Consider the following 12,156-nt stretch of genomic DNA (forward strand, 5'->3'; position numbering starts at 1 on the left):
ACGGGTCGGTCGATATCAATGTTGAATGTCAGATCGAATCGCTGGCAAGCCAGCTCCCACAGTGATCTGCGGCGTACCCGGAGTTTGTGAACATCAAAGAAAACTGTGGGAGCCTGGCTTGCCAGCGATGGCGGCGGGTCGGTCGATATCAATGTTGAATGTCAGATCGAATCGCTGGCAAGCCAGCTCCCACAGTGATCTTCGGCGTGCCCGGAGTTTGTGAACATCAAAGAAAACTGTGGGAGCCTGGCTTGCCAGCGATGGCGACGGGTCGGTCGATATCAATGTTGAATGTCAGATCGAATCGCTGGCAAGCCAGCTCCCACAGTGATCTGCGGCGTACCCGGAGTTTGTGAACATCAGAGAAAACTGTGGGAGCCTGGCTTGCCAGCGATGGCGGCGGGTCGGTCGATATCAATGTTGAATGTCAGATCGAATCGCTGGCAAGCCAGCTCCCACAGTGATCTGCGGCGTGCCCGGAGTTTGTGAACATCACAGAAAACTGTGGGAGCCTGGCTTGCCAGCGATGGCGACGGGTCAGTCGATATCAATGTTGAATGTCAGATCGAATCGCTGGCAAGCCAGCTCCCACAGTGATCTGCGGCGTGCCCGGAGTTTGTGAACATCACAGAAAACTGTGGGAGCCTGGCTTGCCAGCGATGGCGACGGGTCAGTCGATATCAATGTTGAATGTCAGATCGAATCGCTGGCAAGCCAGCTCCCACAGTGATCTGCGGCGTGCCCGGAGTTTGTGAACATCACAGAAACCTGTGGGAGCTTGCCTGCAAGCGAAAGCGGTAGATCAGGCAGCAAAAAAAAACGGCACCTTCCGGTGCCGTTCGCCTTTCACAGTTCCACTATCACTTACGCGCATCCGCCCACGATTTCAGCAGTTCGTTGTAGCTCACGGTCTCGCCTTTCGGCTTCTCGTTGGCCAGTTTCGGTTTCGGTGCGCCCGGTTGATCAAACCAGTACTGAGCATCGCGCTCCGGATTCATCTTCGGTGCACAAACCGCCTGGGCTTTGGAGCGTTCCAGACGCGTCATGATCGCGTCCTGATCCTTGGCCAAGCCATCCAGCGCCTGTTGCGGGGTCTTCTCGCCGCTGGCCGCTTCGGCGATGTGGCTCCACCACAGTTGCGCCAAACGCGGGTAGTCCGGCACGTTGGTGCCGGTCGGGGTCCATTGCACGCGGGCCGGGCTGCGGTAGAACTCGACCAGGCCACCGAGTTTCGGCGCCAGATCGGTCATCGCCTGCGAGTTGATGTCCGACTCGCGAATCGGCGTCAGGCCAACGATGGTTTTCTTCAGCGACACGGTTTTCGAGGTCACAAACTGCGCGTACAGCCAAGCCGCGAGTTTCTGCTTTTCAGGCGTGGATTTCATGAACGTCCACGAACCCACGTCCTGATAACCGAGCTTCATGCCCTCCTCCCAATACGGCCCGCGCGGCGACGGCGCCATGCGCCATTTCGGCGTGCCGTCGGCGTTGACCACCGGCAGGCCCGGTTTGGTCATGTCGGCGGTGAACGCGGTGTACCAGAAGATCTGCTGAGCAATGTTGCCCTGCGACGGCACCGGCCCGGACTCGGAGAAGGTCATGCCCGCCGCTTCCGGTGGCGCGTACTTCTTCAACCAGTCGACATACTTGGTGGTGGCGAACACCGCCGCCGGGCCATTGGTGTCGCCGCCGCGAGTCACACTCGAGCCGACCGGATGGCAATCCTCAACGCGAATCCCCCACTCGTCCACCGGCAAACCATTCGGGATGCCCTTGTCACCGCCACCGGCCATGGAGAACCAGGCATCGGTGAAGCGCCAGCCCAGCGACGGGTCTTTCTTGCCGTAATCCATGTGCCCGTAAACGCGTTTGCCGTCGATTTCCTTGACGTCTTCGCTGAAGAATTTGGCGATGTCTTCATAGGCTGACCAGTTCACCGGCACGCCCAATTCGTAGCCGTACTTTTCCTTGAACTTGGCTTTCAGATCGGCGCGCTCGAACCAGTCGGCGCGGAACCAGTAGAGGTTGGCGAATTGCTGGTCGGGCAATTGATAGATCTTGCCGTCCGGCGCGGTGGTGAACGAGATGCCGATGAAGTCCTTGATATCGAGCGTCGGCGAAGTGAAGTTCTTGCCTTCGTTGGCCATCAGGTCGGTGATCGATTCGGTCTTGCCGTAGCGAAAGTGCGTACCGATCAGGTCCGAGTCGTTGACCCAGCCGTCATAGATGTTCTTGTCGGACTGCATCACCGTCTGCATTTTCTCGACCACGTCGCCTTCTTGCAGCAGGTCGTGGGTGAGTTTGATCCCGGTGATTTCGCTGAAGGCCTTGGCCAGCACTTTCGACTCGTATTCGTGGGTGGTCAGGGTCTCGGAAACGACCTTGATGTCCATGCCGCGAAACGGCTCGGCGGCCTTGATGAACCACTTCAGTTCTTCGAGTTGCTGCTCGGCCGTCAGGGTCGACGGTTTGAATTCACTGCCGATCCATTTTTTCGCCGCGTCCTCGTAGGCATCGGCCCAGGCGGATGCGCTCAAACCGCTGAGTGCCAGCATGGCTGCCAATGAAATGCTATGTCGCAGCTTATTGTTTTTGTCGAACATAGAGACCTCCTGTTTAAGTTGTGGAGCCGCATTGCCGAACGACTCGACTAGCCCCAACGCATCACAGCCAACAGCCACACCAGGGACAACGCGGACGCCACCCAGATGCTCCAGTCGGTGGCGCCGATCACCAGCAAATGCAGGTAGGCGCTGCCGAGAAGACCGATAAACAAGCGATCGCCACGGGTGGTGGCAATCGGCAGAAAACCTCGCCGCAGGATGCTCGGCGAGCGCAATTCCCAAGTGGTCATGCCGACCAGAATCAGGCCGATGACGATGAAGAATGCTGCGGTAGGCGTGGTCCAGCTCATCCATTCCATCATCAGCTCCTCAGACCCGACCGAGGGCAAAGCCCTTGGCCACGTGGTTGCGAACAAACCAGATCACCAGCATGCCCGGCAGAATGGTCAACACCCCCGCCGCTGCCAGCACGCCCCAGTCGATACCCGATGCTGAAACCGTACGCGTCATCACCGCCGCAATCGGCTTGGCGTTTACCGAGGTCAACGTACGTGCGAGCAGCAGTTCGACCCAGGAAAACATGAAGCAGAAAAACGCCGTGACACCGATGCCGGAACCGATCAGCGGGATGAAAATCTTCACGAAGAACTTGGGAAAACTGTAGCCGTCGATGTAGGCGGTTTCGTCGATTTCTTTGGGCACACCGGACATAAAGCCCTCCAGAATCCACACCGCCAATGGCACGTTAAACAGGCAATGCGCCAAGGCCACGGCGATGTGCGTATCGAACAGCCCAATCGACGAATACAACTGGAAAAACGGCAGCAGAAACACCGCCGGCGGCGCCATGCGGTTGGTCAGCAGCCAGAAAAACAGGTGCTTGTCGCCGAGAAAACGGTAGCGCGAAAACGCATACGCCGCCGGCAACGCCACGCTCAGCGAGATCACCGTGTTCAGGCTGACGTAATACAGCGAGTTCAGATATCCGGTGTACCAGCTCGGATCGGTGAAGATCACCTTGTAGTTCGCCAGCGTGAAGTCCTGTGGGAAAAGTGTGAGGCCACCAAGGATTTCGGTGTTGCTCTTGAACGACATGTTCAGCAGCCAGTAGATCGGCACCAGCAGGAACAGGATGTACACCAGCAATGGAATCAGCTTTCTCTTGCTCATGGCCGGGCCTCAGCGGTTGGCGTCGGAGTGCGTCATGGCGGTGTAGAACAGCCAGGACACCAACAGGATGATCAGGAAGTACACCAGCGAAAACGCCGCTGCCGGACCGAGGTCGAATTGCCCTACGGCCATCTGGGTCAACGTCTGACTCAGGAAGGTCGTGGCATTGCCCGGCCCGCCGCCGGTGAGCACGAACGGCTCGGTGTAGATCATGAAACTGTCCATAAACCGCAGCATCACCGCGATCAGCAGCACGCTCTTCAGTTTGGGCAATTGGATATGGCGGAACACCGCCCAGGCCGAGGCCCGGTCGATCCGCGCGGCCTGGTAATACACGTCGGGAATCGCCCGCAACCCGGAGAAGCACAGCAGCGCCACCAACGAAGTCCAGTGCCAGACGTCCATCACCAGCACTGTCACCCAGGCGTCCATGGTGTTGGCCGCATAGTTGTAGCTGATGCCCATCGCGTTGAGGCTCGAACCCAGTAGACCGATGTCGGCACGGCCGAAAATCTGCCAGATGGTGCCGACCACGTTCCACGGGATCAGCAACGGAATCGCCAGAATGATCAGCACCACCGACGACCAGCGGCCCTTGGTCGGCATGGTCAGCGCAACGGCAATGCCCAGCGGAATTTCGATCAGCAACACACACGCGGAGTAGATGAACTGGCGCAGTAATGAGTCGTGCAAACGTGGATCGAGCAGAACCTGCTTGTACCAGTCAGCGCCGACGAAGTAGCGGCTGGACTGGTCGAAGATGTCCTGCACCGAATAGTTGACCACGGTCATCATCGGGATCACCGCACTGAATGCCACCAGCAGGAACACCGGCAACACCAGCCACCAAGCCTTGTTGTTCTGCACCTTGTTCATGGCTGCACCTCATCGTCGGCTTCGAGCAGAAACTCATCGGCATAAACCATCAACCACTGCGCCGGGAAACTGATGTACGCCGTGCCCTGCGGCACCGGTTTGTCTTCGGCCAGTCGCACTTTCAACGGCGCGCCATCGAGGTCGAGGGTCATGATCTTGTAGGTGCCGAGGTCTTCGACGTGTACGACCCTGGCCTGCATCGCGTCATCAAACGGCTCATCCCAGACATGAATAAACTCCGGGCGGATGCCGACCTTCAGATTTTTCCACTGACCGTGTTCGATATGGCGCTGCATGGCGTCGGACAACGGCAGGTGCGTCGAGGCGAAACCGACGCCGCCGGGCTGCGGCTGCACCTCGATCAGGTTCATCCCGGGGCTGCCGATGAAATAGCCGACAAAGGTGTGGCTCGGCCGCTCGAACAATTCCCGTGGCGTGCCGAACTGGACGATCTGACCGCCGTACATCACCGCAATCTTGTCGGCGAAGGTCGAGGCCTCCAGTTGATCGTGGGTCACGTAGACCATGGTGATGTTGAACTGCTCGTGGATCTGCTTGAGCTTGCGCCGCAGTTTCCACTTCAGGTGCGGGTCGATCACCGTCAGCGGTTCATCGAAGAGGATCGCCGAGACATCGTCACGCACCAGACCACGGCCCATCGAGACTTTCTGTTTTTCGTCGGCGGTGAGGTTGCGCGCCTTTTTGCTCAAGAGGTTTTGCAGGTCGAGCACTTCGGCAATTTCCTGCACCTTGCTGTGCACTTTCGCCTCGGCCATGCCCTGATTGCGCAGGGGGAAAGCCAGGTTATCGAACACGGTCATGGTGTCGTAGACCACCGGAAACTGGAAAACCTGGGCGATGTTGCGCTTCTCCGGCGTCAGGTCGTTGACCGCTTTACCGTCGAACAACACATGCCCCTGCGAAGGGCTGAGCAGGCCGGAGATGATGTTGAGCAAAGTTGATTTGCCGCAACCCGACGGCCCGAGCAAGGCGTAAGCGCCGCCCTGTTCCCAGACGTGATCCATCTCGCGGATCGCGTAGTCTTCCGCGCCGCTCGGAGTTTTGCTGTAGCTGTGGGCGAGGTGCTGCAAACGGATTTCGGCCATCAGGCAACCCTCGCGACACGCCGGCCCGGTGCTTGCACCAGACGACCCTGCGCATCGAAAACGAACAGTTTGTGGGTCGGGATGTAAATGCGGATCGGCGCATCGACGTCGTATTCGTGAACGCCGGGCAAGTGCAGCACCAGCAGGAAATGCTCGTTGCGCACATGCAGGAAGGTTTCCGAACCGCTGATCTCGGCGACTTCGACGGTGACTGCCAGTTCGAGGTCGTCATCGTTGCTCGGCACCAGCGAGATGTGGCTGGGGCGCACGCCAAAGCGGAACGCGCCCTCGCCCACCGGGCGCAGATCGACGTTCAACGGGAAGTGTACGAAGTTGGCAAAACTCACTTCGTTACCGGCAATGCGCCCGGGCATCAGGTTGATCGGCGGTTCGGAGAACAATTCGGCGGCGAGCACGGTTTGCGGCTGGTGATAGACCGAAGTCGACGGGCCGCTCTGAATCACCCGGCCTTCGTGAAGAATCGTCGTGGTGCCGCCGAGTGCCAGCGCTTCGTTGGGTTCGGTGGTGGCGTAGATCGCGATGGTGTGGCGCGCCTTGAACAGCTCGCGCATTTCCTGACGCAGTTCTTCGCGCAGTTTGTAGTCGAGGTTGACCAGCGGCTCATCGAACAGGATCAGCTCGGCGTCCTTGACCAACGCGCGGGCCATGGCCGTGCGCTGCTGTTGACCGCCGGACAGCTCCAGCGGATAGCGCTGCAGAAACTTCTCGATGCGCAGCATCTTCGCAGTTTCCTGCACTTTGCTATGGATGATCTCTTTCGAGACACCGGCCTGCCGCAGCGGCGAGGCGATGTTCTCGAACACGGTCATGGTCGGGTAGTTGATGAACTGCTGATAAACCATCGACACGTTGCGCAAACGCACCGGGCGCTGGGTGACGTCGACGCCGTTCATCAGGATGCGACCGCTGTCGGGCTTATCGAGCCCGGCCATTAAACGCATGAGGCTGGTTTTGCCGGACAGGGTGCGGCCGAGCAAAACGTTGAACGAACCGGGTTCGAATTTCAGGCACGCATCGTCGATCCAGGTCTGGCCCTCGACGGTACGGCTGACGTGCTCCAGGGTGAGTGACATGGCTCGGCCTTTTTATTATTGGAGTCAATCGACCTGTGCACGGGAGCGAGTTTCGTGCCAAAAATACTAAGTGATTGATTTGACGCGAAAATCGGTGAAAGCGTGGGGAAACGGCGTTCATTGCTGAACACATTTGAACAGTTGACCGATTGACAATGAACAATAGTGAACAACACTCTATGAACGCTTTTTGCGAACCGATCCCCCTGTAGGATCGAATAACAATAATAAGAATGCTGCATCAGAGGCTGACTGCCATGGCCGCACCTGCCCCGCCGCTGTCCCACGACGCGATCGTCCAGACTTCCTGGCAACGTTGCCGCGCGTTCGGTCTCGACCACCAAAGCACGCCAGCCTTCGATCAACTGCCCGCCGCCGGCATTGCGCAGTTGCTCGACAGCCATCATTCGCTGGTGCAGACCACGCACCAGGAAGTCCTGCCCTACTACGAAAACATCCTGAGTAATTCCAACTGCCTGATCATGCTCGCTGACAATCAGGGCCAGGTGCTGACCTCGTGGGGCACGCAACGCTTTATCGAACCGAATCTGGCGCGGGGTTTTCAGGCTGGGGCGAGCTGGATGGAGCGCTGCAGCGGTACCAATGCGATCGGCACGGCACTGGCGTGTGAGCAAGCGGTGCACATTGAACACGATGAGCACTTTCTGAAAGCCAACCGCTTCATGACCGGGTCCGCCGCGCCGATTTTCGACGCCGAACGAAAGGTCATTGCGGTGCTCGACGTGTCCAGCGACAGCTATCTGCCGCCCTCACACACCCTGGGCATGGTCAAGATGATGAGCCAGACCGTGGAGAACCGGCTGATCCTCAACCTGTTCCATGGCCAGCATTTTCAACTGACCTTCAACACCGGGTTGAACAACCTCGACAGTCAGTGGGCCGGGTTGTTGATCTTTGATGAGAGCGGTCAGGTGCTGTCGGCCAATCGGCGGGCCGACAATCTGCTCGGCGTGCGGTTGTCGCGGGTCAGCGTTGAGAGCCTGTTCAAAGTGTCGCTGCTGGAATTGATCAACCAGCCGGACGGCTTGCCGTTTGCCTTGCAGACCTCTGGGCGCAACCGATTCCAGTGTTTGTTGAAGCGGCCGAAACAGGCGTCAATTCAGCCGCGCGTTTTTGCTGCCGAACCCAAAACCGCCGCGCCCACCGCGATCAGCCTCAACACCCTGCACTTCGGCGACAGTCGCGTGGAAAAAGCCGTGCGGCAGGCTGAGCGGTTACTGGAGAAAGACATTCCGCTGCTGATCCATGGCGAAACCGGGGTCGGCAAAGAGTTCTTCGTCAAAGCCCTGCACCAGGCCAGCTCACGGAGCAAACAGGCGTTCATTGCCGTCAATTGTGCGGCGATCCCCGCCGAGCTGGTCGAGTCCGAGTTATTTGGCTACGAGAAAGGCGCGTTCACCGGCGCGAATCAGAAAGGCAGCATCGGGCTGATTCGCAAGGCGGACAAAGGCACGCTGTTTCTCGACGAGATTGGCGATATGCCGTTGCCGACGCAGGCGCGGTTGTTGCGGGTGTTGCAGGAGCGCTGCGTGCAACCGGTGGGCAGTAGCGAATTGTTCCCGGTGGATTTGCGGATTATTTCGGCGACTAACCGTTCTCTGCGTGAACAAGTGCAGTTGGGGCGGTTTCGTGAGGATTTGTATTACCGCATTGGTGGTTTGACCCTGGAACTGCCGCCGCTGAGGGAGCGCAGTGACAAGGAGGCGTTGTTTAAGCGATTGTGGGAACAGCATCGTGAACCGGCGCAGTGGGCGGGGTTGAGCCAGGAAGTGCTGGAGCTGTTCAGCCGTCATCCGTGGCCGGGGAATTTGCGTCAGGTCAGTAGTGTGATGCAGGTGGCGTTGGCGATGGCTGAGGAACAGCCGGTGAGGCTGGAGCATTTGCCGGATGATTTTTTTGTGGATCTGGAGATGGAGCCGGTTGAAAGCGCGGCGCCGTTGGGGCTGGATTTGAATGATGTGGAAGCGTTGAACCGGGAGTTGAAGGCTTCCGGGGGCAATATTTCGCATCTGGCGCGACGTTTGGGTGTTAGCCGCAATACGCTCTATAAACGGTTGCGGCAGATTGAAGGTTGAGTGAACCCCTTCCCCTCATCGGAACGCCGCCCGCCCATCCCTCTCCCGGAGGTAGAGGGGGCCGACCGAGGTGTCTGGCGTTGTACATCGACCTGAAACACCCGGTCGATTATGGATTCGGTACAGCACGTTCAGGTCGGCGTATCTCTTGAACATCCCCCAATCAGTCCCCTCTCCTGGGGGAGAGGGCTAGGGTGAGGGCGAAAGTTCTGGCTCAACATGCGCAACCGAAGCCGCCTCCAATGTGCGCAACCCCACCAGCACAACCCCCACCATCATCAATCCCGCACCAATAGCCACCGCAAATCCCGCGCGCGCGCCGAAGGCATCAATAACCAACCCTGCCAGCATGCCGCCGAGCGCAACACCAACGCTGATACCGGTAGTCATCCATGTCAGCCCCTCCGTGATCCGCGACGGAGGAATAATGATCGTCCCCATTTTCATCACCACGACCATCGTCGGCGCAAATGAGATGCCGGCGATAAACAGCGCCGCTGTCAGCACATAAACATCCGTTGCAAAAACAGGCAGTACACCGGTGAACGCCGTCACCAATATCCCGATCAGAAACTGTTTTTCAATCGCCAGGGAAACCCTCATCGCACCGAACGTCAAACCCGCCACCAGTGAACCGAACGCATAGGCGGCGAGGATAAAGGTCGCCGACGCTGGCCAGCCCTGCGCATTGGCGAACGCGACGACGGCCACATCGATTGCTCCGCCAATGACACCCATCGCCAACAGCGCCAGCACAATGGTGCGTACGCCGGGAATCCGCAGGGTTGAGCCGCCATGACTGGCGTGGCCCACGACAAATTTAGGTTCAGTCTGGCGTTGCAGGAGAAACGCCGTCACCCCGACGGCCAGCAACCCGACCGCGACCAGTGGCCCCGCCTCGGCAAAAAAACTCACGCTCAAGCCGATCGCCAGCGGCGGACCGACGATGTAGGCCATTTCGGTGAGGACCGTGTCCAGCGAAAACGCCGTGTGCAACTGCGGCTTGCCCCGGAACAACTGCGACCATCGCGCGCGAATCATCGACGGCATGCTCGGCATCGTCCCCGCCAGTGCGGCCAGAACAAACAGCAGCGCGGCCGGTGCCCGCATGTAAACCGCAAGGATCAGGGCCAGCAACATGGCAATGCTGAACGCCGTGACAACGGGTAGCACACGGCTCTGGCCATGTTGATCGACCAGTCTCGAGATGTACGGGCCGAGCAGTGCGTTGGCCAGGGTGAACGTCCCGGCGACGGTGCCGGCCAGCCAGTAAACCCCGGTCTGCTGCACCAGCATGGTGATGATGCCGATGCCGATCATTGCCTGTGGCAAGCGGGCGATAGAACTCGCGAGCACTAACCCGGTGGCGCCGGGGGTCGTTAGCAGCTCGCGGTAGTGATTGGCCATGGTGTCTCCATTCGATATTCATCGCCGCTCAGCATCCGGCTGAACGCGTTGCCGACATCAAGACCTACGCGAACGTCAAAAGCAACCCTCACCCCAGCCCTCTCCCGGTGGGAGAGGGAGCTGACCGAGGTGTCTCGAGTCATCCATCGACCTGAAAGAACCAGTCGATTATGGATTTGGTACGGAGCGTTGAGGTCGGTGGATCGCTTTGACACCATTCCCCTCACCCCAGCCCTCTCCCAGAGGGAGAGGGCTGGGGTGAGGTGTCTGGCGTTGTGCATCGACCTGAAAGATTGTGTCGATTATGGATTCGGCAGAAATCGCTCAGGTCGGCGTATCTCGCAAGCATCCCCCATTCGGTCCCCTCTCCCTCTGGGAGAGGGTTAGGGTGAGGGGCTTTTCTCGCGGCCAAACAAAAACCCGCACACGGCGGGTTTTGTTTGTAACAAGTACAGCTTTCAGTCAGCCAGACGCCAGGTAGTCCCACCCTTGCCGTCTTCCAGCACAACGCCCATCGCCGTCAGTTGATCACGAATCCGATCCGACTCGGCCCAATCCTTACCCGCACGTGCCGCCAGACGCGCCGCAATCAACGCATCAACCTCAGCCGCATCGACACGCCCTTCAGCGCCCGCCTGCAGGAAGTCATCCGCTTCCAACTGCAACACACCCAGCACACTCGCCAGCTCTTTCAGACGTGCCGCCAGACCTGCCGCTGCATCAAGATCGCTCTCGCGCAGACGGTTGATCTCACGCACCATCTCGAACAGCACGGCACAGGCTTCCGGCGTACCGAAGTCGTCGTTCATCACCGTGGTGAAACGTTCGACAAACGCTTCGCCGCCGGCTGGAGCCACGTTCGGCAGGCCTTTCAACGCATGGTAGAAACGCTCCAACGCGCCTTTGGCGTCCTTGAGGTTGTCTTCCGAGTAGTTGATCGCGCTGCGGTAGTGGCTCGACACCAGCAGGTAACGCACGACTTCCGGGTGGTACTTTTCCAGCACGTCGCGAATGGTGAAGAAGTTGTTCAAGGACTTGGACATCTTCTCGCCATTGATGCGGATCATGCCGCAATGCATCCACGCGTTGGCGTAGGTCTTGCCGGTGGCCGCTTCGCTCTGGGCGATTTCGTTTTCGTGGTGCGGGAACTCGAGATCGCTGCCGCCGCCATGAATGTCGAAGGTCTCGCCGAGGCAGCAGGTGGACATCACCGAGCACTCGATGTGCCAGCCCGGACGCCCGGCGCCCCACGGCGATTCCCAGCTCGGCTCGCCCGGTTTGGCGGCTTTCCACAGGACGAAGTCAAGCGGGTCCTGTTTCGACTCGTCGACTTCGATGCGGGCGCCGATGCGCAGGTCTTCGATTTTCTTGCGCGACAGTTTGCCGTAGCCCATGAACTTGGCGACGCGGTAGTACACGTCGCCATTGCCCGGAGCGTAGGCGTAGCCCTTGTCGATCAAGGTCTGGATCATCGCGTGCATGCCCGGAATATGATCCGTGGCGCGCGGCTCCATGTCCGGCTTCTTGATGTTCAGGCGCGCTTCGTCTTCGTGCATCGCGGCGATCATGCGCTCGGTCAACGCTTCGAACGATTCACCGTTCTCGTTGGCGCGATTGATGATCTTGTCGTCGATGTCGGTGATGTTGCGCACGTAGGTCAGGTCGTAACCGCTGAACCGCAACCAGCGGGTCACCAGGTCGAACGCGACCATGCTGCGGCCGTGGCCGAGGTGGCAGTAGTCGTACACGGTCATCCCGCAGACGTACATGCGCACCTTGTTGCCATCCAGCGGCTTGAAGACTTCTTTGCTCTTGGTGAGCGTGTTGTAGATCGTTAGCACGT

At 59.1% G+C, this 12,156-nt stretch carries 9 protein-coding genes; 1 reads left to right on the top strand and 8 read right to left on the bottom strand.

All coding sequences use genetic code 11. The features are described from left to right. Positions 1-860: 860 nt before the first annotated feature. From CKW38_RS20360 to CKW38_RS20385, 6 genes are read right to left on the bottom strand one after another with little or no spacing between them, the layout of a single operon-like run. Positions 861-2,603: an ABC transporter substrate-binding protein gene (locus CKW38_RS20360; protein WP_064389298.1), complete on the bottom strand. Its 1,743-nt coding sequence runs from the start codon at positions 2,601-2,603 to the stop codon at positions 861-863. Between the two features lie 47 nt (positions 2,604-2,650). Next, positions 2,651-2,923: a DUF2160 domain-containing protein gene (locus tag CKW38_RS20365; RefSeq protein ID WP_007912485.1), complete on the bottom strand. Its 273-nt coding sequence runs from the start codon at positions 2,921-2,923 to the stop codon at positions 2,651-2,653. A gap of 10 nt (positions 2,924-2,933) precedes the next feature. Continuing rightward, on the bottom strand, positions 2,934-3,734 hold the full coding sequence (locus tag CKW38_RS20370) for a carbohydrate ABC transporter permease (protein WP_003192012.1): 801 nt from the start codon (positions 3,732-3,734) through the stop codon (positions 2,934-2,936). A 9-nt stretch (positions 3,735-3,743) separates the two neighbouring features. Next, positions 3,744-4,610: a carbohydrate ABC transporter permease gene (locus CKW38_RS20375; protein WP_007912484.1), complete on the bottom strand. Its 867-nt coding sequence runs from the start codon at positions 4,608-4,610 to the stop codon at positions 3,744-3,746. Further along, positions 4,607-5,716, bottom strand: coding sequence for an ABC transporter ATP-binding protein (locus CKW38_RS20380; protein WP_007912482.1), 1,110 nt, complete (start codon positions 5,714-5,716; stop codon positions 4,607-4,609). Before CKW38_RS20380 ends, CKW38_RS20375 begins: the two co-directional genes overlap by 4 nt. Further along, complete coding sequence (locus tag CKW38_RS20385) at positions 5,716-6,810, bottom strand: ABC transporter ATP-binding protein (protein WP_095113697.1); 1,095 nt, start codon at positions 6,808-6,810, stop codon at positions 5,716-5,718. The genes CKW38_RS20380 and CKW38_RS20385 overlap by 1 nt, the downstream gene beginning before the upstream one ends. A 257-nt stretch (positions 6,811-7,067) precedes the next feature. Here CKW38_RS20385 and CKW38_RS20390 point away from each other — a divergent pair, with 257 nt between their 5' ends. After that, positions 7,068-8,906, top strand: coding sequence for a sigma-54-dependent Fis family transcriptional regulator (locus CKW38_RS20390; RefSeq protein WP_095113733.1), 1,839 nt, complete (start codon positions 7,068-7,070; stop codon positions 8,904-8,906). A 189-nt stretch (positions 8,907-9,095) separates the two neighbouring features. Here CKW38_RS20390 and CKW38_RS20395 read toward each other — a convergent pair whose 3' ends face one another. Both CKW38_RS20395 and cysS read right to left on the bottom strand, forming a co-directional pair. Then, entirely contained in the window at positions 9,096-10,313 is a 1,218-nt protein-coding gene (locus CKW38_RS20395) for an MFS transporter (RefSeq protein ID WP_095113698.1), read from the bottom strand. Positions 10,314-10,771: 458 nt separating this feature from the next. Beyond that, complete coding sequence (cysS, locus tag CKW38_RS20400) at positions 10,772-12,154, bottom strand: cysteine--tRNA ligase (protein WP_077573639.1); 1,383 nt, start codon at positions 12,152-12,154, stop codon at positions 10,772-10,774. Between the last annotated feature and the right edge of the window lie 2 nt (positions 12,155-12,156).

Source organism: Pseudomonas sp. Irchel 3H7 (genome assembly GCF_900187605.1).
In the GTDB taxonomy this organism is placed as follows: domain Bacteria; phylum Pseudomonadota; class Gammaproteobacteria; order Pseudomonadales; family Pseudomonadaceae; genus Aquipseudomonas.